Source organism: Ligilactobacillus sp. RTP31139st1_D10_RTP31139_211217 (assembly GCF_040226755.1).
Classification (GTDB): Bacteria; Bacillota; Bacilli; order Lactobacillales; family Lactobacillaceae; genus Ligilactobacillus; species Ligilactobacillus animalis.
On sequence record NZ_JBCOAR010000017.1, the window covers coordinates 1 to 21,310 of the forward strand.

Annotated in this window: 33 protein-coding genes; 22 read left to right on the forward strand and 11 right to left on the reverse strand. The window is 38.3% G+C overall.

Translation table 11 applies throughout. From position 1 onward, the window contains the following. The 6 genes from ABT996_RS09040 to recN form a co-directional block, all read left to right on the forward strand. Nucleotides 1-526, forward strand: a 526-nt coding sequence (locus ABT996_RS09040; RefSeq protein WP_349924668.1) for an exodeoxyribonuclease VII large subunit, incomplete at its 5' end; no start/stop codon positions are given. After that, on the forward strand, nt 523-750 hold the full coding sequence (locus ABT996_RS09045; RefSeq protein ID WP_010688947.1) for an exodeoxyribonuclease VII small subunit: 228 nt from the start codon (nt 523-525) through the stop codon (nt 748-750). The genes ABT996_RS09040 and ABT996_RS09045, both read left to right, overlap by 4 nt. Before the next feature lie 104 nt (nt 751-854). Next, nucleotides 855-1,733 carry a polyprenyl synthetase family protein gene (locus tag ABT996_RS09050; protein WP_035447936.1) on the forward strand — a complete coding sequence of 293 codons (879 nt, stop codon included), beginning with the start codon at nt 855-857 and terminating at the stop codon, nt 1,731-1,733. 14 nt (nt 1,734-1,747) lie between these two features. Continuing rightward, a complete protein-coding gene (locus tag ABT996_RS09055) occupies nt 1,748-2,575 on the forward strand; it encodes a TlyA family RNA methyltransferase (protein ID WP_035447937.1) in 828 nt (275 codons plus the stop codon). 20 nt (nt 2,576-2,595) lie between these two features. Continuing rightward, nucleotides 2,596-3,054, forward strand: a complete 459-nt coding sequence (locus tag ABT996_RS09060) for an arginine repressor (RefSeq protein WP_035447941.1) — start codon at nt 2,596-2,598, stop codon at nt 3,052-3,054. Between the two features lie 58 nt (nt 3,055-3,112). Further along, entirely contained in the window at nt 3,113-4,792 is a 1,680-nt protein-coding gene (gene recN / locus ABT996_RS09065; protein ID WP_035447944.1) for a DNA repair protein RecN, read from the forward strand. An 84-nt stretch (nt 4,793-4,876) separates the two neighbouring features. Here recN and lexA read toward each other — a convergent pair whose 3' ends face one another. Then, complete coding sequence (gene lexA / locus ABT996_RS09070) at nt 4,877-5,500, reverse strand: transcriptional repressor LexA (RefSeq protein WP_010688954.1); 624 nt, start codon at nt 5,498-5,500, stop codon at nt 4,877-4,879. 164 nt (nt 5,501-5,664) lie between these two features. On the opposite strand from lexA, the gene ABT996_RS09075 reads away from it, so the two are divergent. After that, the gene (locus tag ABT996_RS09075; RefSeq protein WP_010688955.1) at nt 5,665-5,961 is read left to right on the forward strand and encodes a DUF896 domain-containing protein; all 297 of its coding nucleotides are present in this window, start codon (nt 5,665-5,667) and stop codon (nt 5,959-5,961) included. A gap of 80 nt (nt 5,962-6,041) precedes the next feature. Continuing rightward, complete coding sequence (locus ABT996_RS09080; RefSeq protein WP_004047611.1) at nt 6,042-6,266, forward strand: YneF family protein; 225 nt, start codon at nt 6,042-6,044, stop codon at nt 6,264-6,266. A gap of 48 nt (nt 6,267-6,314) precedes the next feature. Here the strand turns inward: ABT996_RS09080 and ABT996_RS09085 are convergent, their stop codons facing one another. After that, nucleotides 6,315-6,941 (reverse strand): lysophospholipid acyltransferase family protein, encoded by a 627-nt coding sequence (locus ABT996_RS09085; RefSeq protein ID WP_035447947.1) that lies wholly within the window; start codon nt 6,939-6,941, stop codon nt 6,315-6,317. Nucleotides 6,942-7,147: 206 nt separating this feature from the next. Between ABT996_RS09085 and ABT996_RS09090 the strand changes: the two genes are divergently transcribed. The 5 genes from ABT996_RS09090 to tsf all read left to right on the forward strand — a co-directional run bounded on the left by ABT996_RS09090 (nt 7,148) and on the right by tsf (nt 11,308). Further along, nucleotides 7,148-7,906: a tRNA1(Val) (adenine(37)-N6)-methyltransferase gene (locus tag ABT996_RS09090; protein ID WP_010688959.1), complete on the forward strand. Its 759-nt coding sequence runs from the start codon at nt 7,148-7,150 to the stop codon at nt 7,904-7,906. Next, a complete protein-coding gene (locus tag ABT996_RS09095) occupies nt 7,890-8,177 on the forward strand; it encodes a GIY-YIG nuclease family protein (protein ID WP_010688961.1) in 288 nt (95 codons plus the stop codon). The genes ABT996_RS09090 and ABT996_RS09095 overlap by 17 nt, the downstream gene beginning before the upstream one ends. 140 nt (nt 8,178-8,317) lie before the next feature. Then, on the forward strand, nt 8,318-9,313 hold the full coding sequence (locus tag ABT996_RS09100) for a D-2-hydroxyacid dehydrogenase (RefSeq protein ID WP_035447950.1): 996 nt from the start codon (nt 8,318-8,320) through the stop codon (nt 9,311-9,313). A gap of 175 nt (nt 9,314-9,488) precedes the next feature. Then, on the forward strand, nt 9,489-10,286 hold the full coding sequence (rpsB, locus tag ABT996_RS09105; RefSeq protein WP_035447953.1) for a 30S ribosomal protein S2: 798 nt from the start codon (nt 9,489-9,491) through the stop codon (nt 10,284-10,286). Between the two features lie 146 nt (nt 10,287-10,432). Beyond that, nucleotides 10,433-11,308: a translation elongation factor Ts gene (gene tsf / locus ABT996_RS09110; RefSeq protein ID WP_035447954.1), complete on the forward strand. Its 876-nt coding sequence runs from the start codon at nt 10,433-10,435 to the stop codon at nt 11,306-11,308. A 104-nt stretch (nt 11,309-11,412) separates the two neighbouring features. Here the strand turns inward: tsf and ABT996_RS09115 are convergent, their stop codons facing one another. The 8 genes from ABT996_RS09115 to ABT996_RS09150 form a co-directional block, all read right to left on the reverse strand. Beyond that, on the reverse strand, nt 11,413-12,576 hold the full coding sequence (locus ABT996_RS09115; protein WP_035447956.1) for a tyrosine-type recombinase/integrase: 1,164 nt from the start codon (nt 12,574-12,576) through the stop codon (nt 11,413-11,415). Between the two features lie 80 nt (nt 12,577-12,656). Continuing rightward, the gene (locus ABT996_RS09120; RefSeq protein ID WP_225361391.1) at nt 12,657-13,220 is read right to left on the reverse strand and encodes a hypothetical protein; all 564 of its coding nucleotides are present in this window, start codon (nt 13,218-13,220) and stop codon (nt 12,657-12,659) included. Between the two features lie 23 nt (nt 13,221-13,243). After that, complete coding sequence (locus ABT996_RS09125; protein WP_035447958.1) at nt 13,244-13,759, reverse strand: hypothetical protein; 516 nt, start codon at nt 13,757-13,759, stop codon at nt 13,244-13,246. A 105-nt stretch (nt 13,760-13,864) separates the two neighbouring features. Then, nucleotides 13,865-14,545 carry a hypothetical protein gene (locus ABT996_RS09130; protein WP_146024638.1) on the reverse strand — a complete coding sequence of 227 codons (681 nt, stop codon included), beginning with the start codon at nt 14,543-14,545 and terminating at the stop codon, nt 13,865-13,867. A 22-nt stretch (nt 14,546-14,567) separates the two neighbouring features. Further along, entirely contained in the window at nt 14,568-14,957 is a 390-nt protein-coding gene (locus ABT996_RS09135; RefSeq protein ID WP_035447961.1) for a hypothetical protein, read from the reverse strand. Beyond that, nucleotides 14,950-15,894, reverse strand: coding sequence for a ParA family protein (locus ABT996_RS09140; protein ID WP_052006348.1), 945 nt, complete (start codon nt 15,892-15,894; stop codon nt 14,950-14,952). Before ABT996_RS09140 ends, ABT996_RS09135 begins: the two co-directional genes overlap by 8 nt. Before the next feature lie 57 nt (nt 15,895-15,951). Next, nucleotides 15,952-16,377 (reverse strand): ImmA/IrrE family metallo-endopeptidase, encoded by a 426-nt coding sequence (locus ABT996_RS09145; RefSeq protein WP_052006349.1) that lies wholly within the window; start codon nt 16,375-16,377, stop codon nt 15,952-15,954. 15 nt (nt 16,378-16,392) lie between these two features. After that, on the reverse strand, nt 16,393-16,818 hold the full coding sequence (locus ABT996_RS09150) for a helix-turn-helix domain-containing protein (RefSeq protein ID WP_035447966.1): 426 nt from the start codon (nt 16,816-16,818) through the stop codon (nt 16,393-16,395). Between the two features lie 197 nt (nt 16,819-17,015). On the opposite strand from ABT996_RS09150, the gene ABT996_RS09155 reads away from it, so the two are divergent. From ABT996_RS09155 to ABT996_RS09170, 4 genes are all read left to right on the forward strand, one after another. After that, on the forward strand, nt 17,016-17,216 hold the full coding sequence (locus ABT996_RS09155) for a helix-turn-helix transcriptional regulator (RefSeq protein WP_035447969.1): 201 nt from the start codon (nt 17,016-17,018) through the stop codon (nt 17,214-17,216). Nucleotides 17,217-17,249: 33 nt separating this feature from the next. Beyond that, complete coding sequence (locus ABT996_RS09160; protein WP_035447973.1) at nt 17,250-17,999, forward strand: ORF6N domain-containing protein; 750 nt, start codon at nt 17,250-17,252, stop codon at nt 17,997-17,999. Between the two features lie 13 nt (nt 18,000-18,012). Continuing rightward, on the forward strand, nt 18,013-18,327 hold the full coding sequence (locus ABT996_RS09165) for a hypothetical protein (RefSeq protein WP_180978422.1): 315 nt from the start codon (nt 18,013-18,015) through the stop codon (nt 18,325-18,327). Between the two features lie 220 nt (nt 18,328-18,547). After that, nucleotides 18,548-18,730, forward strand: a complete 183-nt coding sequence (locus ABT996_RS09170; RefSeq protein WP_225361392.1) for a hypothetical protein — start codon at nt 18,548-18,550, stop codon at nt 18,728-18,730. On the opposite strand, the gene ABT996_RS09175 is transcribed toward ABT996_RS09170, so the two are convergent. Next, a complete protein-coding gene (locus ABT996_RS09175) occupies nt 18,727-18,897 on the reverse strand; it encodes a hypothetical protein (protein ID WP_168350697.1) in 171 nt (56 codons plus the stop codon). The two genes, ABT996_RS09170 and ABT996_RS09175, sit on opposite strands and share 4 nt — an antisense overlap. A gap of 58 nt (nt 18,898-18,955) precedes the next feature. Between ABT996_RS09175 and ABT996_RS09180 the strand changes: the two genes are divergently transcribed. From ABT996_RS09180 to ABT996_RS09200, 5 genes are all read left to right on the forward strand, one after another. Then, nucleotides 18,956-19,135, forward strand: a complete 180-nt coding sequence (locus tag ABT996_RS09180) for a hypothetical protein (RefSeq protein ID WP_035447978.1) — start codon at nt 18,956-18,958, stop codon at nt 19,133-19,135. Between the two features lie 82 nt (nt 19,136-19,217). Continuing rightward, on the forward strand, nt 19,218-19,484 hold the full coding sequence (locus tag ABT996_RS09185; RefSeq protein ID WP_035447982.1) for a hypothetical protein: 267 nt from the start codon (nt 19,218-19,220) through the stop codon (nt 19,482-19,484). After that, the gene (locus ABT996_RS09190) at nt 19,481-20,311 is read left to right on the forward strand and encodes a recombinase RecT (RefSeq protein WP_035447985.1); all 831 of its coding nucleotides are present in this window, start codon (nt 19,481-19,483) and stop codon (nt 20,309-20,311) included. The genes ABT996_RS09185 and ABT996_RS09190 overlap by 4 nt, the downstream gene beginning before the upstream one ends. Before the next feature lie 22 nt (nt 20,312-20,333). After that, on the forward strand, nt 20,334-21,065 hold the full coding sequence (locus ABT996_RS09195) for a PD-(D/E)XK nuclease-like domain-containing protein (RefSeq protein ID WP_225361393.1): 732 nt from the start codon (nt 20,334-20,336) through the stop codon (nt 21,063-21,065). A gap of 9 nt (nt 21,066-21,074) precedes the next feature. Further along, on the forward strand, nt 21,075-21,287 hold the full coding sequence (locus ABT996_RS09200; RefSeq protein WP_035447991.1) for a hypothetical protein: 213 nt from the start codon (nt 21,075-21,077) through the stop codon (nt 21,285-21,287). Nucleotides 21,288-21,310 lie beyond the last annotated feature (23 nt).

Genomic DNA, 21,310 nt, shown 5'->3' on the forward strand with positions numbered 1-21,310 from the left:
AGATAAGTTGCGCTTGATCCAAAGTTATCAAGCTATGCTGAAGTTACGCCGCCAACGGCTACAAAAATTGCAAAATTCTTACGTTTTTATGCAACCAAACCGTCTGTATGAAGGCTACCTTCAAAAGCTTGATGGTTACCAGAATCGACTCAAACAGGCTTACCGGGAACAGTTATATCAAAAAGAAAAGTCATTTTCGGAGTTGATGACGCGTTTGCAGAGTTCTTCGCCAAAAGATACGATCAACTTGCATAAACAACAAGTGGTACAACTCAAAAAAGATCTATTCCGGGCAACGGAAAAGTATGTTGGTGATAGGGAGCAACGTTTGATAAAGGCTACTAATGCCTTGGATATGTTGAGTCCGTTACGTGTCATGGGACGTGGCTTTTCTTACGTCACAGCGGATGAAAAGATCATCAAAAAGACATCTGATCTGACGGTCGGTTCGGAGATCAAATTGCATTTGAGCGATGGTAGTGTGAAGGCTAAAGTTACTAAAATTGATGGGATGAAGAAAAAATGACAGAAAATAATTTAACTTTTGAACAAGAATTACAAATGTTAGAAGCGATCGTAGGCAAACTTGAGCAAGGCGATGTTCCTTTAGAAGAAGCGCTAGCACAATTCCAAAAAGGGGTAGCTTTGAGTAAAAAATTACAAGAGACCCTCCAAAATGCCGAGGATACTCTGACCAAAGTTATCAACGAAGAAGGTCAAGAAGTCGTCTTTGAAGCAAACAATGACTGAGATTTAGCTGTGTATTGTGAGAAATTTGATGGGAGCAATACTGTTAAAGTAAACAAGGAAGGAATCTAGGTTTTCTTGATGATCCCATACCTAGAGAGTGAAAAATGCAGTTAGCAACTTTTCAAAATAAAATGATCCCTTTGCTTGAACAGCATATGCGACATTACTTGGCGCAATTTACTGAGAATAAGACGCTACAAGCAGCTATGCAATATTCGCTTGAAGCGGGTGGTAAGCGGATCAGACCGCTTTTGATCATGTTGATCTGTCAAAGTTTAGGCAAAAAGATCGATCCAGATGTTTTGAGTGTGGCGGGAAGTTTAGAATTTCTGCACACCTACTCTTTGATCCATGATGATCTACCTGAGATGGATAATGATGATCTCCGACGGGGAAAACCGACAAATCATAAAGTTTTTGGTCAAGATATAGCGGTTTTAGCAGGTGATGCCCTTTTAACTGAGGCTTTTGGTTGGATAGCTAAAACAAAGCTGTCACCTAAAAAACGTGTTACCTTGGTGGCTGAACTCGCCAAAGCTGCAGGGGCAAATGGGATGGTCGCAGGCCAAACCAGTGATATCTTAGGTGAAAAGACCACGTTGACTTTAGCTGAGTTGATGCAAGTCCATAAAAACAAGACCGGACAATTGTTGGAGTATGCTTGTTTTGCCGGTGCCATTTTAGGTGGAGCGACCCCAAAACAAGAGCAGGCATTAGTTACTTTTGGCCAAAAATTTGGTCTAGCCTTTCAGATCTATGACGATATTTTAGATGTAACGGCGACGACTGCCGAGTTGGGTAAGACAGCTAATAAGGATGTGGCGGAAAATAAAAATACTTATCCGCGCCTTTTAGGACTAGAGGGAGCTAAGCAAGCGCTAGCTGATACGTTGGAACAAGCAAAAGATCAACTTGAGTTTTTAGCCGGAAGTGGTTTTGAGACTTCTCTTTTGCGTCAAGTGCTAGAGTATTTTAAATTATAAGTAAGGATGTAAGTATGAAAAAAGAACGTGTAGATGTATTATTGGTCAAGCAGGGTCTATTCGAGACACGCGAACAAGCAAAACGTGCAGTTATGGCAGGCGAGATCTTAGGTGAAAATGAAGAACGCTTAGATAAACCAGGTGAAAAGATCGATCCAAGTGTCAAATTACATTTTAAGGGTAAAAAAATGCCTTATGTTAGTCGTGGTGGCTTAAAGCTTGAAAAAGCGCTCAAAGTCTTTAAACTAAGTACCAAAAATAAGACAGTCCTTGATATTGGTTCATCTACGGGGGGCTTTACTGATGTCGCCTTACAAAAAGGGGCTAAGTTGAGTTATGCTCTCGATGTGGGAACTAATCAATTAGCTTGGAAGTTGCGCCAAGATCCGCGAGTCGTTGTGATGGAGAATACTAACTTTCGCTACAGTAAATTAGAAGATTTTACTGCTGGACGCCCTGATTTTGCGACGATCGATGTTTCTTTTATTTCTTTACAACTTATTTTGCCGACTTTACATGCGATCTTGGAGCCGGGCGGAGACGTGGTGGCTTTGATCAAGCCTCAATTTGAGGCGGGGCGTGAAAAGGTCGGTAAGCATGGGATCGTTCGGGATGAAAAGGTTCATTTAGAAGTAGTCCAAGAGTTGATCGCTTTTGCTGTCAAAGCAGGCTATGATGTTTTAGACCTTGATTTTTCACCGATCACGGGTGGTGAAGGAAATATTGAATTTTTAGTTCATTTGCGTTCAACCTCAGAGACTGCAACGATCAGTGCGAATGTCGATCCAAGTGCGGTGATCAAACAAGCCCATCAAACATTACTTCATCAAAAAGATAAGTAGGTAGGAAGGATGATTTCTCAGTGAGAAAACAAGATAGACAACGAATTATTAAAAAAATGATCCAGGATAATGCGATTTATCGGCAAGAAGACTTTGTTAGTCTCCTTTCAGCTAAGGGAGTTGAAGTGACTCAAGCTACTATCTCACGTGACGTAAAAGAGATGCAGTTGATCAAAGTCCCAACGCCAGATGGATCGTATCGGTATAGTTTACCGACTACCAAGAAGGATAATACCGAAAAAAAACTAAGGAAAGTTTTGCGTGACGCCTATCTTGTTTCTGACTGTCACCGTGATCTATGTATGGTCAAAGTTTTGCCTGGTAATGGGCCAGCGCTTTCGAGCTTGATCTCACAAATGAACTATGATGAAGTCTTTGCTACTTTAGGCGATGATGACACGATCATGCTCTTTGCACGCTCAAATGAGGATGCATTGCAGATCGAGCGTAAATTATTGGCTTTGATCGATGATAAATAGGACTTTTAGATTTTGGGAAAGGAAAAACTGTTACTCTTAGCAACAGCAGGAAAGTACTTTGTTACAAGAATTAATGATCCGTGATTTTGCAATTATTGAGCAGTTGACCGTTGATTTTGGAACGAATATGACGGTCTTGACTGGTGAAACAGGGGCTGGTAAATCTATTATTATTGATGCTTTAGGACTACTAGCAGGTGGACGTGGCTCGAGTGATTTTATCCGCAAGGGAGCTAATAAGTCGTTACTCCAGGGGCAATTTACCATTCCTAAAGCGACGCGCACATATGAGCTTTTAGATGAATTTGGGATCGAATGTGAAGATGACGTTTTGATCTTACAACGCGATATTTATCGCAGTGGTAAAAATGTTTGCCGGATAAATGGTGTTTTGGTTAATTTGGGCACATTACGGCAGGTAGGGCAAACCTTGATCGATATCCACGGACAAAATGAGCATCAAGAATTGATGGATCCTGAGCGCCATTTAGCCCTAGTTGATAATTATCAGCCTGAGATCCTAGCTAAATTGACACAATACCAGGCACTTTATGCCAATTATCGTCGCCTTTCGCAAGCACTGGAGCAACGCGAGAAAAATGCGCATGAGTGGGCTCAAAGACTCGATATGTTACAATTTCAAGTTAATGAGATCAGTGAGGCGCAGTTACACGAGGGCGAAGAAGAAGAGCTCCAAGAACAAAAACATCAATTAGATAATTATCAAACGATCCATCACGCCTTAGAGATGAGTTATCAAGCACTAAATGGTGAAGAATTAGATGTGATGAGCGTTCTAGGAAATGTCATGAGTGAATTAGAAGATGTGGCTGAGTTCAATTCTGAATTAGCCGCGATCTACGAAAAGGTTTCTGATGCTTTTTATAATCTGCAAGATGCAGCACATGAAGTTTCAGGGCAATTAAGTGATCTGGAGTGGGATGAAGAACTGCTAAATTCAATTGAGGCACGGCTCGAAACGATCCATCAGCTCAAGCGTAAATATGGTGATTCGATCGAAATGATCTTGGCTTATTACGATAAGATAAAACACGAGCTTGAAACGATGCAACAAAGCGATGAAAACTTAGAGCAGCAAGTCGAACAGGTCAAAGAAGCTCACGCCAAGGCAAAAGAATTAGCACTAGAGATCAGCGAGTTACGCAAACAGACTGCTAAACGCCTTGAAAATGAGATCCATCAGCAATTAAGTGCGCTTTATATGGATAAAGCTGTTTTTGAAGTACGTTTTTTACCAGAGAACGGGCAATTGACTGAGACTGGGCTTGATCGGGTCGAATTTTACATTCAAACTAACCCCGGAGAAGAAATGGGCGCTTTAGCAAAGATCGCTTCTGGTGGTGAATTGTCGCGGATCATGCTCGCGCTAAAGACGATCTTTGCCCAAAATAAGGGTGTGACGAGTATTATTTTCGATGAGGTCGATACTGGAGTCAGTGGGCGCGTCGCCCAGGCAATCGCAGAAAAGATCAGTCAGATCGCAACTAATTCGCAAGTGTTGTGTATCACGCATTTACCACAGGTCGCAGCTGTGGCAGACCATCACTACTTTATTGCTAAGCATGTAGCTAATGGTCGGACTGAAACTTCGCTGACGATCTTAAACGATAAGGAACGGATCGAAGAATTAGCCCGAATGTTATCGGGTTCTTCGATCACGACTTTGACGCTAGAACATGCAGAAGAATTGCTAAAAATGGCTAAGGCAAGTAAATAGTTCTAAAAGATGCACTTTGAGGCATCTTTTTTTTGAATAAAAAAACTAGAAGTCGGTAAACTCCTAGTTGCTAAAATATTGACTTTAGATCATATCACGGTAGAGCCCAATGACTTTGCCTAAAATTACGACATTATCCAAGATGATCGGATCCATCGTTTCATTTTCAGGTTGTAATCTAAAATATCCGTCTTCTTTGTAGAATCGCTTACACGTTGCTTCATCGTCTTCGGTCATGGCGATCACGATATCACCATTGTCAGCAGCAGATTGTTTTCTAACGATAACTTGATCACCATCTAAGATCCCAGCATCGATCATGCTTTCACCACGGATGTTCAACATGAACAAATCATTGGCATCGCTTAAATTAGGTGGTAATGGGAAATAATCAGTTGTTTCTTCAACGGTTAAGATCGGCATCCCTGCAGTTACCGTTCCGACAACGGGGATCTCATTTAAGGTCGTTTTGATCCCCAAAGCGTCTAGACCAGCTGGAGTAACTTCCATTGCCCGTGGCTTAGTAGGATCTTTTTTAAGAAAGCCTTTCTTAGTTAAGCGTGCTAAATGACCGTGTACAGTTGAGGTCGAAGAAAGGGAGACTGCTTGGCAGATCTCGCGTACAGTCGGTGGATAACCTTTGCTCTCAACTGTATTGTAGATAAAACGCAAAATGTTTAGCTGTCTTTTTTCGGATGCTTTTGTCATTTTGAACACCTCAATACATTTTTATAGGGTAATTATAACATAGAAAACCAACAGTTACAAACAAGCGTTTGCTTTATCTAGAGAAAGTGACTAAGTTAATGACTTTCTTAAAATTTTGAGATAGAATATAAATGATAGATCATCTTGGAAAAGAGGAATTTAACATGGAAAAAGACGAAAAATTAGAACAAGCGTCAGAAACGACGGAAGCAAAAAAAGGTGCGATCCCCCAAGAACTGATCGATCGCATCAATGAATTATCTAAAAAGAAAAAAGAAGGCACGCTAACAGAAGCTGAAAAAGAAGAACAACAAGAATTGCGTAAGACTTACTTAGCGATGTTTAGAGAAAACTTCCGTAGTCACGTAGAAATGTTACAAGTCTACGATAAAGATGGCAATGAAGTTACGCCAGAAAAGGTCAAAAAGATCCAACGTGAACGTGGTTTGCGTGATAATTAAAGTCGTTTAACGCTTTATTTTTAAGGATAACTTGTGTAGAATAAGTAGTTGAATGAATATAATGAGAAGGGGGTGCTGAAATGTCTACTGGAATTTGGATCGTACTTGTAGTCTTAGCGCTTATCCTTGGCTTTGTTGGTGGTTTCTTTGCTGCTCGTAAGTACATGGAAGACTATTTGAAGAAAAATCCGCCGATCAATGAACAGATGTTGCGGACGATGATGATTCAGATGGGGCAAAAGCCTTCTGAAAAGAAACTTCATCAAATGATGGCTTCAATGAAGCAAAATATGTCTAAAAAGTAATTTAAAACTAAAAATAGGTTGTGACTTGCGAGTCCAACCTATTTTTAGTTATTTTTTTGTTGTAGGATCGATGTAGTGGAAGTTTGGATCGATCGCTTTGTCCAGTTTGGTAAAGGCTTGTTCCATTTCATTGATGATCGTTGCTTGGGTCTCATCGGTCAATTTAGTTTTGCGATCAACGTAGATCGGTTCACCAAAGCGAACAGTTGTCTTTTTACGGCTAAAGAGTGTTTTTAAGGTCAAGGGCCCTTGGTAAACGGCAGGAACGATCGGGACACCAGTCATTTTAGCAATCAAAACGACGCCCCCTTTCATTTCCTGTGAATGTCTAGTCCCAGAAGGAAACATGATCAAAGAAAGATCACTTTTTTTAAGCAACTTGACTGGGGTCTTGATCACAGAGGGACCAGGATTTTTTCGGTCGACTGGAAAAGCGTTGGCATGTTTTAGGATAAACCGCAAAATTGGATTTTTGAAAAGTTCTTCTTTTGCCATGAAGCTGAATTTTTTAGGAGAAGCTGCTAAGGCAAAATACAAGGGATCAAACCAAGTGCGGTGTGGGCCAACCAAAATATAATTTCCTGAAGGTAAGTTTTCTTTGCCTTCAAAGTTTGGTTTACCGTTGATCAGATAAACAAGAAACCTAACTAGGCCTCGAATAAATGAATAAAACATGGTATTTACTGCTATAGACTGTGAGATATTTGAAAGTTCTATAGCCTTCCTTTCTTAGATAGCGCTGCTGCTAGCCGGCTCACAGTTTAACTTTCAAGTGGCTTCAATACTTGGACAGCGCTATTTATTTATTATACATTTTTTAGTATGCTAAATTTATCTTAAAATTGCAAGTCACGTTAAAGAGTAAAAGAAGGTGTTTTGATTTGAATAAAATCGAATTGAGAGAAGATGAACGGATCGACCAGTTATACGCTAACGATATCAAAATAATTCAAAGCTCAAAAGTTTTTTCTTTTTCTTTGGATGCAGTGTTACTGGCCCATTTTGCCGAGCCAACAAAAAAAGAAAATGGCAAAGTAGTCGATCTCTGTGCGGGAAATGGAGCAGTTGGTCTATTTTTGACAAACAAAACTAAAGCTTCGATCGTGGCTGTCGAGATCCAACCTAAATTAGCTGAAATGGCTGAACGTAGTGTTAAATTAAATTCTTTAGAAAAACAGCTGACTGTCTTGAATCTTGATCTAAACGATTCGTTGACGCATTTGAAAAAAGATAGCTTTGATACGGTCACATGTAATCCCCCGTACTTTTCGGATCTTCCAACTAGCAAAAAAAATCCTAACCCTTATCTGGCATTGGCCCGCCATGAGATCACGGTGACTTTAGCTCAAACGATCGAAATGAGTAGTGCACTTTTAAAAACTAAAGGTAAAGCTTATTTTGTTCATCGTCCCGATAGACTGTGGGAGATCTTTGAATGCATGCAAAAAAATCGGCTAGCTCCTAAGAAGATCCAACTAGTCTATCCTAAAGCAGGTCGTGAAGCTAATATGGTCTTAGTCGAAGCGATCAAAGATGGACGCAAAGGCGGGTTGCGCTTTATGCCTCCGATCACAGTTTATCAGGCAAATGATGAATATACACCGGAGATGAGGGAAATTTTATATGGAACAGCAGAGTAAACAGTATTTTTTCTATGTTTTACGCTGTGCGGATGCTACTTTTTATACAGGCTTTACGACTGATCTCAAACAGCGTTTAATGACTCACAATAGTGGACAGGGAGCTAAGTATACCCGTGTTCGGCGCCCGGTGAAAATGATCTACCATGAGCAATTTGCGACTAAAAGTTTAGCACTTAAAAAAGAATATGCGTTCAAACAACTAACACGCCAACAAAAGGAAAGCTATTTGCGTGAACATGGAGTAGCTGAGAAATATTTGTTAAGATAGACTTATGTTATAGTAAGAGTTGAAGTGCTAACTTTAGATTTGAAGTTAAAATGTGAGATCATCAAGAAAAGTTAGCTAAAATTCAAGAAAGGAAGGCTGCATTTCTTCATTTGGAGTCACATTTGGTGCAGCAGTTCGTTATGAAGTTTATTGCTTATAATGTACGTCAAGATGAACGTGCTTATTTTGAAAATTGGTCTCAAAAAAATAATATTGAAATAAAATTAGTTGCCGATGAAGTTACGTCCGAAAATTTGAGCTTGTCCAAGGGATATGATGCTGTTATCAGCTTTCAGACTGGGACGTATCCAGCGGATCTTTTTAAGACTTTGGCTGGTTATGGTGTCAAAGATGTTTCGATCAGAAATGTCGGGGTCGATAATCTAGACCTAGCTGAAGCTAAGAAATATGGGATCACGGTAACTAATGTGCCGGCATATTCGCCTAATGCGATCGCTGAATTTTCAGTAACGATCTTACTACAATTGTTGCGTAATCAAAATATTTTCCGCAAGCGAATGGCTTCCAATGATTATCGCTGGGCTCCCTTTGTTGGTAAAGAGATCAGAGCTTTGACGATCGGGATCGTTGGCACGGGGCGGATCGGTAAAGCTGCGATCGATATCTATAAGGGCTTTGGTGCTAAGATCTTGGCGTTTGATCCCTATCATGATCCTAAATTGGAAAGTGAAGGTATCTATGTTGATACGCTAGAAGATCTAGTGGCTAAAGCCGATGTGTTGACTTTGCATATGCCAGGCTCTGACAAAGATGGACATCTGATCGATGCTAAAATGATCGAAAAAATGAAAGATGGCGCTTATATCATCAATACTGCGCGCGGTTCTTTGATCGATGCTAATGCTTTACTTGCAGCTTTGAAGAGTGGCAAATTAGGTGGTGCTGGTTTAGATACGTATGAATTTGAGACACCGATCTTTAACCACGATTTAAATGAAACGGGTGTTGAAGATGAACTGTTCAAAGAGTTAGTTGCGTTAGATAACGTTGTGATGACGCCACACATTGCCTTTTACACTGAAATAGCTGTTGAAAATATGGTCAATATCTCATTAGATTCGGCTAAATCAGTGATCGAGACTGGAACGGCCCCGACTTTAGTTCAAACAAAATAAGCTTGATTTTTTAACAGAAACGTTTGCAATTGCTCTAGGAGTAGGTTATAATATCAAGAGTGCCTATAAAGGTACAATTCACACCTTATGCGATGGTCAAAAGAGTGCTCATTTGAGTTTTTTGATCGTTGAACATAGGGGAGGATAATAAAAACTATTTTGGAGGTTAATTGTAATGGCTGTTATTTCCATGAAACAATTACTTGAAGCTGGTGTACATTTTGGTCACCAAACACGTCGTTGGAACCCTAAGATGAAGAAGTACATCTTCACAGAACGTAATGGTATCTACATCATCGACTTACAAAAAACTGTTAAGTTGATCGACGATGCTTACGATTTTATGAAAGATGCTGCTGCTAACGATGGTGTTATCTTGTTTGTTGGTACAAAGAAACAAGCACAAGATGCGATCGAAGAAGAAGCAAAACGTGCAGGTCAATACTACGTAAACCATCGTTGGTTAGGTGGTACTTTGACAAACTGGAACACGATCCAAAAACGTATCAAACGTTTGAAAGAGATCAAAGCAATGGAAGAAGATGGCACATTTGAAGTGTTACCTAAGAAAGAAGTTGCTTTGTTGATCAAAGAACGCGATCGTCTTCAAAAATTCCTTGGTGGTATTGAAGATATGCCACGTATCCCTGATGTATTGTTCATCGTGGATCCTCGCAAGGAACGTATCGCTGTTAAGGAAGCACAAAAGCTTAACATTCCTATCGTTGCTATGGTCGACACAAACGCTGATCCAGATGAAATCGATGTTAAGATCCCATCAAACGACGATGCTATCCGTGCCGTACGTTTGATCACATCTAAGATGGCAGATGCGGTCATCGAAGGTCGTCAAGGCGAAGATGATGCACCTGTTTCAGAAGAAACTTTCCAAGCTGCTAACGGCGAAGAAGTTGAATCCATCGAAGAAATCGTTGAAGTTGTTGAAGGCAACAACGATACAGATGCTGAATAGTTAATAAACTTAGGCTGTCTCAGGTTTTAGGTAGGCATTTTGGCCTTAGTCTTGAGATGGCCTTTTTTAAATTTATGGTTTGGATACACCATGGTTTTTATGCCAAAAGTACTCCAAATTAATCACTCTAAGGAGGCCACTAGGCTATGGCAAAAGTTACTGCTGCTCAAGTAAAAGAATTACGCGAAAAAACTGGCGTAGGTATGATGGATGCTAAGAAAGCTTTAGTTGCTGTTGATGGCGACATGGACAAGGCTATTGATTTCTTGCGTGAAAAAGGTATGGCAAAGGCTGCTAAGAAGAGCGACCGTGTTGCTGCTGAAGGTTTAGCTGATGTTGAAGTTGTAGGTAACACAGCTGCAGTTGTTGAAATCAACGCTGAAACAGACTTTGTTGCTCAAAACCAACAATTCAAGGACCTTGTAAAACGTGTTGCAGGTTTGATCGCAGAAAACAAACCAGCTGATTTAGAAGCTGCTTTGGCTATCAAGACTGACAAAGGTACGATCAACGAAGAAATCATCGAAGCTACACAAGTTATCGGTGAAAAGATCACATTGCGTCGCTTTGAATTGGTTGAAAAAGCTGACAACGAAAACTTCGGTGCTTACTTACACATGGGTGGTAAGATCGCTGTTTTAACTGTTGTTGAAGGTGCTGATGAAGTGGCTGCTAAAGACGTTGCAATGCACGTTGCGGCTATCAATCCTAAGTACGTTAACCGCGACCAAGTGCCTGCTAGTGAAGTAGAACACGAAAAAGCAGTTTTAACTGAAGAAGCTAAGAACGAAGGCAAGCCAGAAAACATCATCGAAAAGATGGTTGTAGGTCGCTTGAACAAGTTCTTTGCTGAAGTTGCTTTGGATGACCAAGCATTTGTTAAGGATCCAGACTTGACAGTTGCTAAATTCATGGCTTCTAAGGACGGCAAGGTCAAAGCCTTCGTTCGTTACGAAGTTGGTGAAGGTATCGAAAAGAAAGCTGATAACTTTGTAGAAGAAGTTATGAGCCAAGTTAAATAACATTCGCTTATTTTAACGCTAGAACCCTTGATCTATCAGGGGTTCTTTTTTTGTACTTATGGAAAAAATACATCCAGTGGGCAAATAGTGGGCAGAAAAAATCGTTAAAGTCCTAAACTTTCTAAGCTTGCTAGAACTTGCTTATTCATCTTTTTGGTTACGTGCGTATATATTTCCTGTGTAATGTCTGAGTTTTTATGTCCTACTCGTTGCATAATGGCTTGAAGTGGGATGTTATTTTCAGCAAGGATAGAGATATGTGTATGCCGAAAAATATGTGAAGTCACAGTTTTATCGCTTGAGATCCCAACTAAGGGGGCTGCATGTTTCAAAGTCCGATTGAAAGAATTAACTTGTATCGGTGTACCTGACCAAGTGGTAAAAATAAATCCACGATCATTATAAGTTTCAGTGCCTTTCATGGCTATTTTGTTTTCAGCTAGGCATGTCTTTAGTAATTTTATAGCTCGATCTGTGAGATAAATATCCCTAAAGCTAGTATCAGTTTTGGTAAGTCCTTTTTCTGCCAATTTATATCCTTTAGAAATATCTATACTTCCAGTGATATGAACGACTTTATTTTCCAAATCTATATCTTCTTTTTTTAACGCAGTGGCTTCTCCAATACGCATACCAGTCAAATATAAGAACTCTGCCAAACGCGCAGTAGGACGAGTTCGTTTGAATCGATTGAGATGTGTTAACAGATTTTCGACTTCATCTTTTTCTAAGTATTTATTTTGAGTCTTTTGGATGTCATGAATGGTTTTAGATTTATACGGAATCCGTGCAAATTGAACAGGGGAGCGATCAATATATTGCAATTCAACAGCATAGCTAAACATTTCAGAAACCAACGCTTTAATAGATTTTAGGTATTCATTAGAATAATCGAGCGAATTAAAGAAATCTTGCATAATTCTAGTGTTGATGTTTTCTATCAAGTAGTCATCTTTAAAGTATTTTTTCAATATTTTTCCGATGGCGTTATAGACTCTCATTGATGAAGGACGCACAGTTTTTTTCTTGAGCTTAAAAAATTCGTCATATAGCTCTGAAAATGTTAATTTTGTATTATTGGTTTTAGTTTTGTTTAAGCGGTCCTCAATCATCTTATTTAAAAGCATACTAGCCTCTTTTTGAGCGCGATTAGAGTTACTTGTAAGAGTGACAGATACTTTTTGGTTTTTGCCAGTTAATGGATCGATATAACGCTCAGCAAATAGGTATCTAGTGCCATTTTTTCTTTTTCTTTTTTCCATCCACATAAATCTTCCTCTTTTCTCGAATGTACGTTCCTTTTAGCTGCTTTTTAAAACCCGTCGAATTGACGGGTCAAGAATAATTGCTATTTTTTAAATTGTTTACCACATTTCAAACAAACAAAATCAGTTTTCTTCGTTCGTTTACCTGCAAATCCAGCTATGGTCCCCAAACCGCCGATCAAAACAGCACCGCCTACTGCTTTACCGACAGAGAAGCCTTTTTTATGTACGCCAAGGGGTTGAACATTGGTGCTTTTACATTTTGAGCATTTGATTTTAGTGCTATTTTTAAGCTGTTGTTTTTGTAACTTGAGCTCATTTTTCTTGAGTTGCATATCTAGTTTCTCAGTAGCAGCTTGCTTTTTGATAGCTTTAGCATTTGCCTTTGCAATTTTTTCTTCCTTCATATTTTCAAGGTGCTGTTCGTGGTCGCGTTTGATTTCTTCTGGTGATCGCTTATCTTTGAAAGTAGGGTTAGTGCCGATAAGCAGCCAAATTGCAACGAAAATGATAAGCCCTAAATGTGGAATGTTCCATAAACTGATGTTAAAAATACCAGTTATTAAACCTGCAAAAGCGCCATAAACAAAACCTTTTACTGAATCACCTTTCCAAAATTTTGGTTCATTACTATTTTGATCATTCAATTTTAAAACCTCACAATCATTGATTAATATCCGCCTTCAGTTTGAATCTCTCCGGAAATTTCTAAAATATCTGGAGTAGATTGCAGAGCTTCCATCGGAGTCATACCAAAATGTTGAACTTTGTATGCAGCAGGGGTCATTCCGTATTTATTAAGAAAATCTGTTAACGTACCGTCAAACGGTGGTAATTCACCATTCGATGGTTGAGAGCCTGCCTGATGTTGTTGTTCACTATTTGAAGTAGTGTGATCTTCAGTGGCTGATGAACTTTCTTGTGTTGCAGCTTCAAGTTCAGCAAAAGCATTATCAGCATCGATCTCATTTTGTTCAATAGACGCACTGTCAGCTTGGGATTGGCTGTCTCGTTTTTGTTGCTCGCTTTCAGACGCTTTTTTCTTCGATGATTCTTTGACAAGACGTTCTGATTTAGCCTTGCTACTGCTACTTGCATCATATTTATTACTTGATTGATCAGAGCAACCAGCAACCAATAATAGACCCAAACACAAGAGGGCAGATGTAATTTGTCTCTTGTTCATTGATATCACCTCCATTTATATTTCAGCTTTTTATGACATCAGTAATTGGTTAAGTGTGTTTTATGTGTAAGAATGGCTAATTTAAGGTGAAAAAATTGGATAATATTAACTTTTTTTGAAATAGTTAATATAAATGCTAAATTCTTTGGGGGATAGTGATTTTCGTATTTTTATAGAATTACTCAAGCTTATGTCTTCTTTCGTTAATTCGAATATATCTGGAATGATAACTTCTAAAAATATCTTATTAATTTGCTGAAATTTACTATGCAATTGTTTTAGATTATATTTTTCTTCAAATTGTTCATCCAGAAATAAGTGACCAATTATGCTATTTCCAGGACTATGTAATGATCTTGATGATGTAGAAAAGAGGTTATAAAGGTACTCGAATTTCTTTTTTCTGGAAAAAAGAAAACTATTCATAAGGATTCTTTTCTTTATATTTTTGAATGACATATTAGCTATGTTATCCCGTGACAAATTGGTGTTATTCCTATTGTTTAACAAAATCAAACGAAGCATAGATTCAGAAAGAGCTCGAAAGAAAGTATTGATGGAATATAAATCATTTGTAGGGATTAGTAGTAATATACTGTAGATAATTTTTTCAGTTTCTTCTAAAAAATAAGTATCTTTTGAAGAAATATCCTTTAAGATAGAGATATGAAGAAATAATTTATAAATATCATCGACAGTTTCTTTGAAATATTTTCTATCCTTTTCTGAGTATATTTGATAACATTCCTCATAAAATCTAGGATAGGTCTTCTTTACAAATGACATATAGTCCTCGAAATAACTTTTATTAACCATCTTTCCTCCCAAATTTATCTATAAAGTTAGAGTCGTTATTCGTATTTTTGTCAGTGTTTTCTACTTTGTCGGTATATGCATAAATATATTTTTTAGCTACTTTAACATATGTTAGTAAATCTTTCTGATCAGCTAACTCTATAGACCTAATTATCCGTGCCACAAGCAATGTGCGACTTCTATAAACATAATCCTTGAAGGCTAGTGATAAATCATTGCACAAAGGCTTAATATCAATGTTATTTTTAAAGAAGTTTTTGTTCAACAGTAGGTTAATGTATATAGGATACAATTTGTATCGAAGTCTTTCTGGATGAGTACGCATATCAAGTTGTTCAAGGTCTCCTTGAAGAAGAACCAATGTGCGATTAAATTCATTCATTACTATCACCTTCCACATCTTTATTTGAATTCAGGAATTCTATTCTATCCATAAATTCTTGCGTAATGCTAATAATATTAGTATTTGATTTTCGATTATTCTTGTCAATAGAAAAGTAATCTAAATCTTTTTTGTATTTTGAGTTAAATTCGAAATGGTTATCAAAATAATAGAAATCATATCGTTTCAATTTTTTTGAATTTTTAATAGAATTCTTTTGATTATTAAATAAAGCACTGCCGGTAGAATTACTAATGTAATTAATAGGATTAAAAATTATTCCCATATTTTGTAATGTTTTAGAATCAAATCTACGAAAATCATTCTCTTTTATTTGTTCCACAACTTGTTCTAATAAGTCTATACCTAATACGGAATATGGATCGATTCCTACAGGAACAAGGTAATAGTCGCTTGCATTAAAGGCAGTCGTTGTATAGAAAGAATAAGTAGGAGGGCAATCAATAAAAATGTAGTCATATTTGTCACAAATGCCTTTTTTTACAATAAATTTGTCAAGAGCACTTTCGGCTTTTGCTCCACTGTTTGATCTTTCTAAAAAAACAGTCTCCAAGTCTCCAGGAATAAGCGAGAGCTTATTATCGTTTGCTGTACCTTCATCTAAATCTACAACTATATCAGAGATTTCCGGGAAATGTTTGCTGTCATCAAAGAGCTTTCCGATAGATACATCGCAAATTTTAATTTTTTTTTGCTCTTCTGTAGGTAGGTCATTATATAAATCGGAAGGAAGGAGGTTATATTTCTCAAATAATGATTGAGTTAAATTAGCTTGTGGATCTATATCAATAAACAAAATAGACTTTTTAAATTTTTTGTTTAAGGTATAGCCGATTTCACGACATAGGGTTGTTTTCCCAACGCCGCCTTTCATGTTGATGAAACTAACAACTTTCCCATCTTTTTTTTCGCACATAATTATCTCTCCTTTATTTATATCAACTTTTATTGTCGTTCAACGTTTAGAGCGAATTTACACCAGCATCTCACTCAAATGAAAATTTTCAGGCACACCATACGAGTAATTTAGCTGTTTGATCTCGTTAGGGTAGTAACCATTTTCTTCATTGTAAAAAGCGTTGCAAAGCTCGAAGCTAAACTGATCAGCTTCACGTTCCATACCTGTCCGAAAATGAAGATTACTATCATATGAACAGGCGATACCAGTATGTTTGAAAATATGACCCAATTCATGTCCACAGATATAGTATCTAGCATTGCTTTCTCGTAATTTATTTGAAAGCAGTATTATAGGCTGGCCTTCTAGGTAAACTGTTTTCGCAGGCGGATCAGCTATATCTGTATACTCGATAGGCGTATCAAAATGCCTTGCTATTTCAAATGGATCATATGTATTTGTTTCATCATAAATCCTTTTTAAAATTTTCCCGTATTTCAATATAACAACACCCCATTAAAATTTAAATCCACCTTTTTCTTCTTTTCTTTTTTTAAATTCATCGTGGTATCTATAGAAAATTTGTGTCAGTGCTATTTCAAGTTTTTCTCGATCTTCTTCAGTGACTTCGCCATCACCGAATGTCATCCCGTTATCAAGATTATCTTCAAGGAACTTCTTCAAGTCTTTGTTTTCTTGGTTTTCGGTGGAACTTTCATTTTCTTTTCTACCTAATAAGTAGTCAGTAGAAACATCGAAAATTTCTGCAAGTTTATTTAATTCGGATGTAGAAACTTTTCTAGTACCACTTTCGATTTTACTAATGTATGAATTGTGTATTCCCATAAGTTTAGCAAGCTCGCTTTGTGACAAATTTCTAGATTCTCTCAAGTTGATGATGTTGTTCCTTAATCTGTCGTCAGATGATGTTTCTTGCTTCATGTCAGTTCACCTCTTAAATATTGTTATTGCGCATTTCGCATTGTGCTTTACGCAATAACAATAACATATTTTGCGAAAAAAAGATAAATAAAATGCGAAAAGTGCAAAAAAATACTTTACTTTGCGAAAAACGCATGATAATATAATAAATGTAGATGAGCGAAAATCGCAAATCGATAAAGAGAGGAAGGTACGAAATGCCTGAAGTTAATTTGAAATTAATTAAGCAGCGAAGAACAGAGCTGGGACTTACTCAAGCCATGATGGCAAAAGAGTTGAATCTAGCTTTCGCAGAAAAATATGCTCGGCGTGAAAACGGAGTATATAAATTCCAGATTGAAGAATTACCGATTTTAGCAAAAATTTTAAAGATACCTATGGAAAAAATTTACTTTTAGTTTTGCGAAAATCGAATACAAAGGAGAACGGAAATGTACAGTTTAGAACAAGTTAAATACGATGATCAAGTTATTTTAACAACAGAGCAACTTGCTGAATTCTATGGAACAACTACACAGTCAATTGCTCAAAATTTTAAAAATAACGAAGAAAAATTTGAAGAGAAAAAGCACTACTATTTGTTGAAAGGCGCACAGCTCAAAGAATTCAAGAGCCAATTCGAAAATTTCGAATTACCTATTAACAAGTTTGCAAGTCAGCTTTATCTTTGGACAAAACGCGGAGCAAGTCGACATGCAAAAATGCTCGGAACAGATAGAGCTTGGGATGTATATGACGAACTCGAAGAAAACTATTTTAATCCAAAAACACAGCAACGTTTACCGCAATCACCAACTGAGATGCTTAAGCTAGCAATTAATTCAACACTGGAAACAGCTGGTAAGGTCGAAAAGTTAACGACTCGAATGGATGACTTAGAGCAAAACGCTTCGATTGATCCTGGCGAATACAACTACTTGAGCAAACGTATCAGTTCAGAAGTTCAGAACTATATCACAGCACATCATTTAATTTTAAGTAGCAAGCAACGCGCGCAATTGTATAAAGATGTTAATCGAGGTGTTAAGGAAGTGACTGGTGTAAAAACTAGATCTCAGCTTCGTAAGAAAGATTTTGATACAGTTGATCGTTATTTAATGGATTGGGTTCCATCTCGTGCAACGCTGATGATTATCGAACAGATCGGCGATGAAGCTAAAGGACAAGAAAGGCTATTTTAGGAGAGTGATCAAAATGTTACAACCAACAATCGAACAATTAGCATATGCAGTTGAAAAAGATCCTGTTGAAGAGTGGTATCGCCGGGATGAGTTACAAAAGAAATTCGTAGGCTTAAAGCCATCAACATTGACAGTTTATATCAATGAGATGGACGAATATCCAGAATTTTCCCAAGGGATCTTGAGACCAACAACAAATGTGACATACATTCATAAGCGTCTATTCTTAGCCTACTTACGCTGGAAAGATGATAACAAATTCAAACGTAACAAAAGTGATCCCGGCAATTATTTAAAAGGATTGAATGATGAAAAATGGTTACTTTGAAAGGCGGTGACACAGATCAAGTTGTTGGTGTTGATCGCAGTGCTGATCTTGATAGATGGGTGCTGCGAATTGTTGAAAGGGAAATGGAGATAAGCATATGCAAAACGTAAAAGTCGCAGGTATCGAATATAACGTACAAATTAAAGAGCTAGTGGATAACGATCCAAATACGTATGGATCGTGTGTATATCACGATGCACATATTGAAATCCGTAAAGGGTTGTCAAGAGAACGCACAGAGCAGACCTTTGTCCATGAATTAATGCACGCAACGATCTTTGAAGCGGGTTACCGTGGAGACGAATACGAAGAACTAGTAGAGCGCTTGAGCGTTGTACTACATCAAGTGATAAAAGAAAACGACTTGCCTAGGTTGCTAGAACAAGTCGCAGAACAAGGCTAACGCTCTGTTCTTACACCTTTAAACTTAGTGCCATCTTGTTTAACGTCCATAAACTTGCCGGTTGATGTATCACGTTTAACATAGCGTTTAGTTTTAGGGTTGAAAGTTTGAGAGCGCCCACGAACAGCACCTTTGCGAGCGTTGTTTTTAGGTGGATTAGTAGCCATATATTTCACCTCCTTTCACAGGAGATGACTAAATTATAGCAGAAAGAAGGAAATGAAAATGAAGATCAACAGTAGCTACATCTTAGCGGTCTTAGCTGGCGTCATGCTGGCGGGTTTCTTGCCACACGAAGAATGGGTGGTTGGCTGGGCTGGTGTTCTAGCACTGATCACATTGGCGATTGCTAGTGCCCGCGATGCCGAATGGACCCGAGGCCTAGATTGGTTATTCAAACCATAAAAAATGGATCGCATTGCAGTGCGACCCTAACTAAAAATATTTTCGATTAAATTATAACACGAATTGAAGGAGGGCATCTATCGTGACACCAGATCAAATCGACGCAATCAAGACGCAAAAAGATTCAAACTGTTGCAATGGTTCAAATAGTGAACCATTGTACATGATCACTGAATGGGATGGCACAGAACTGTCGCATCAAACAAAAGCTGATGTCGTTGACTATGTACGTGATGAGCTTACAACTACACTGTTTAGAATCAACGTACAGGGTGATGATGACGATCATTTCGAAGTCGCAAAAGAATATTTAGAACAATTTTCGGCAATTATGGAGGAACAATTATGAACCAACAAAATGCACTATCAAGAGTCCCAGTTAAACAATTGGTTAAAAACACACAAGTAAAAAACATGATTGCTAACGTTTTACACGATCGTGAGCCACAGTTTGCTACATCGATCGTAAGCATCGTAAATAGCAATCGTTCATTAGCGAACGTGGACCAATTATCAGTTATTCAGTCTGCGATGGTAGCCGCTACATTAGATCTACCAATCGATCAAAACTTGGGATATGTGTGGCTAGTTCCATACAAGGGCAAAGCCCAAGCGCAGATCGGATACAAAGGCTACATTCAGCTAGCGCAACGGAGTGGTCAGTACAAGGCGATGAACGCTGTAACTGTTTATGAAGGTGAACTTACAAGCTGGAATCCACTTACTGAAGAAGTTGGGTACGATCCGACTAAACGTAAATCAGACACAGCTATCGGATATATCGGATATTTCAAACTGTTAAACGGTTTTGAGAAAACTGTTTATTGGACGAGAGAGCAAATAGAAGCTCACAGAGATCGTTTTTCGAAGGCTGGGGGTAAATCACCATGGGCAACTGATTTTGACGCTATGGCGCTAAAAACAGTGCTTAAAAGCCTGCTTACGAAGTGGGGCCCTATGTCAACGCAGTTAGCTGAAGCGGTGGCAAAAGACGAAGCTGATCCAGAGCCTGTAAATATTGATGCTGATGAAGTCGAGATCTTTGATGATACGAGCGAGACTACAGAAGACATCGTGAAAGGTTTTGAAGAAGCTCAAAAGAGAAAGAGTGTAGAAGATGGCAAGGAAAACAATACTCAAAGCGACAAAGAAACTCAACAGGGCGAATTACTATAGCAACGAGATGGACTGGCGCTACATGTCAGCAACGTACTTCAAAGAATTCTTGAACTGTGAAGTTTCGACAATGAAGAAATTGAATGATCCAGTAGAAGACAAAGCTGAAGCGCTAGTACAAGGCAACTATCTACACACGTATTTTGAAAGCCCAGAAGCTCATGAAGAGTTTATCAATGAATATCACGACGAGCTATACAAAGCTGATGGAGAAAAGTACGCAGTTACTAAAAAAACAGATCTGATGATCCAAACTTTGGCTACAGATAATTTCTTTAACTATATCTATCAAGGTGAGCGTGAAGTGATACTGGATGGCAAGTTGTATGGCTATCCATGGAAGGCAAGGATCGATTGCTTGAACGTTGAAAAAGGTTATTTTGTCGATCTAAAAACCACTAGGGAGCTACATCTGCGTTACGGTTATCTCACAGAAGAAGGACGAAAAAAGAACTTCACAGATGAGTACAACTACGCATTACAAATGGCAGTGTACAAGAAGCTACTGCAACAAAAGTATCATAAGCCGTTCAAAGCATATATCTTCGCTGTTGACAAGCAGAAGATACCAGATAAAGCAGCAATGGAGATGCCGTTTGATCTGATGGCAGAGCAACTAGACGTGATAAAAGACAATATCGACAGAGTAGCAAGCGTTATGAAGGGCGAGATTGCCCCAACTAAATGTGGCGAGTGTGAATATTGTCGAGCAAATAAACAACTAACTGGATTTATTGATCCAAGAGATTTATAGGAGGCACAAATGAACGCATTAAAAGCACTGAATCTAGCAGGACGTCTATACGATCTGACAGACGAACAACTAGAAGGAAACATGACAAACGAAGAAGTCGAATTAGTATCAACAATCTTGATGACGGCTACAAATAAGAATATGGAACCTGAGTCGCTTATCCGAGTAGCTGTTGAAGCTGTTGCTCAATACACCAATTACAAGCTCAAAAGCAAGATCTAGCAACAAAGAGCGTCAGTAAACGT

Coding starts and splice junctions, on each gene's coding strand:
- ABT996_RS09190 (WP_035447985.1), top strand. CDS start 19,481: ATGAACCAACAAAATGCACTATCAAGAGTCCCAGTTAAACAATTGGTT.
- ABT996_RS09175 (WP_168350697.1), bottom strand. CDS start 18,897: ATGGCTACTAATCCACCTAAAAACAACGCTCGCAAAGGTGCTGTTCGT.
- ABT996_RS09140 (WP_052006348.1), bottom strand. CDS start 15,894: ATGTGCGAAAAAAAAGATGGGAAAGTTGTTAGTTTCATCAACATGAAA.
- ABT996_RS09080 (WP_004047611.1), top strand. CDS start 6,042: ATGTCTACTGGAATTTGGATCGTACTTGTAGTCTTAGCGCTTATCCTT.
- ABT996_RS09085 (WP_035447947.1), bottom strand. CDS start 6,941: ATGTTTTATTCATTTATTCGAGGCCTAGTTAGGTTTCTTGTTTATCTG.
- ABT996_RS09165 (WP_180978422.1), top strand. CDS start 18,013: ATGTTACAACCAACAATCGAACAATTAGCATATGCAGTTGAAAAAGAT.
- ABT996_RS09100 (WP_035447950.1), top strand. CDS start 8,318: ATGAAGTTTATTGCTTATAATGTACGTCAAGATGAACGTGCTTATTTT.
- ABT996_RS09095 (WP_010688961.1), top strand. CDS start 7,890: ATGGAACAGCAGAGTAAACAGTATTTTTTCTATGTTTTACGCTGTGCG.
- ABT996_RS09130 (WP_146024638.1), bottom strand. CDS start 14,545: ATGTCATTTGTAAAGAAGACCTATCCTAGATTTTATGAGGAATGTTAT.
- ABT996_RS09075 (WP_010688955.1), top strand. CDS start 5,665: ATGGAAAAAGACGAAAAATTAGAACAAGCGTCAGAAACGACGGAAGCA.
- ABT996_RS09135 (WP_035447961.1), bottom strand. CDS start 14,957: ATGAATGAATTTAATCGCACATTGGTTCTTCTTCAAGGAGACCTTGAA.
- lexA (WP_010688954.1), bottom strand. CDS start 5,500: ATGACAAAAGCATCCGAAAAAAGACAGCTAAACATTTTGCGTTTTATC.
- ABT996_RS09150 (WP_035447966.1), bottom strand. CDS start 16,818: ATGAAGCAAGAAACATCATCTGACGACAGATTAAGGAACAACATCATC.
- ABT996_RS09200 (WP_035447991.1), top strand. CDS start 21,075: ATGAACGCATTAAAAGCACTGAATCTAGCAGGACGTCTATACGATCTG.
- ABT996_RS09155 (WP_035447969.1), top strand. CDS start 17,016: ATGCCTGAAGTTAATTTGAAATTAATTAAGCAGCGAAGAACAGAGCTG.
- ABT996_RS09050 (WP_035447936.1), top strand. CDS start 855: ATGCAGTTAGCAACTTTTCAAAATAAAATGATCCCTTTGCTTGAACAG.
- ABT996_RS09045 (WP_010688947.1), top strand. CDS start 523: ATGACAGAAAATAATTTAACTTTTGAACAAGAATTACAAATGTTAGAA.
- ABT996_RS09195 (WP_225361393.1), top strand. CDS start 20,334: ATGTCAGCAACGTACTTCAAAGAATTCTTGAACTGTGAAGTTTCGACA.
- ABT996_RS09160 (WP_035447973.1), top strand. CDS start 17,250: ATGTACAGTTTAGAACAAGTTAAATACGATGATCAAGTTATTTTAACA.
- ABT996_RS09115 (WP_035447956.1), bottom strand. CDS start 12,576: ATGTGGATGGAAAAAAGAAAAAGAAAAAATGGCACTAGATACCTATTT.
- tsf (WP_035447954.1), top strand. CDS start 10,433: ATGGCAAAAGTTACTGCTGCTCAAGTAAAAGAATTACGCGAAAAAACT.
- ABT996_RS09055 (WP_035447937.1), top strand. CDS start 1,748: ATGAAAAAAGAACGTGTAGATGTATTATTGGTCAAGCAGGGTCTATTC.
- ABT996_RS09125 (WP_035447958.1), bottom strand. CDS start 13,759: ATGAACAAGAGACAAATTACATCTGCCCTCTTGTGTTTGGGTCTATTA.
- rpsB (WP_035447953.1), top strand. CDS start 9,489: ATGGCTGTTATTTCCATGAAACAATTACTTGAAGCTGGTGTACATTTT.
- ABT996_RS09180 (WP_035447978.1), top strand. CDS start 18,956: ATGAAGATCAACAGTAGCTACATCTTAGCGGTCTTAGCTGGCGTCATG.